The sequence below is a fragment of the Gluconobacter sp. P1D12_c genome (genome assembly GCF_018812105.1).
GTDB classification, from domain to species: Bacteria; Pseudomonadota; Alphaproteobacteria; order Acetobacterales; family Acetobacteraceae; genus Gluconobacter; species Gluconobacter oxydans_A.
Window position 1 is genome coordinate 1 of sequence record NZ_JACSIQ010000617.1, and the last position, 409, is coordinate 409.

Genomic DNA, 409 nt, shown 5'->3' on the forward strand with positions numbered 1-409 from the left:
GATCGAAGTCATCCTGGCTGAGTGTAAAATGTCTCGTGATCTCGCGATCATCGACAGAAGGCTCGTAATGTCGGGCGAGAGCTTCACGGGTCAGAAGACGGCGCCGCGCCATGATCGGATGTCTCCTTCATGTGTCCGGAAGGGGATCGTTGGACGGACTGTCCCGGACAAGTGCAACACGTCATGGAATACAGCCGTGTGCTGTGTCTCATAAAGGTGGTACCATATGTTTTGCAGTCATGGGGCCTTATACGTTACACTTTCCCGTATGACACACATAATGATCGGCACTGCCCGCTGCTCGCCGGACATACAGGATCTCGCGGCCCAGCATCAGGAACTGCTCAAACTCGGTGTTGCTGCCGAGCGTATTTACACCGACAAGGGCTTTACCGGCACGAACCGGGAA

1 pseudogene is annotated in these 409 nt (G+C 54.8%); it reads left to right on the top strand.

Annotated elements, in window-relative coordinates:
• Positions 1-268 precede the first annotated feature (268 nt).
• Positions 269-409, top strand: a pseudogene (locus tag KP705_RS21295) (recombinase family protein); the annotation flags it as partial.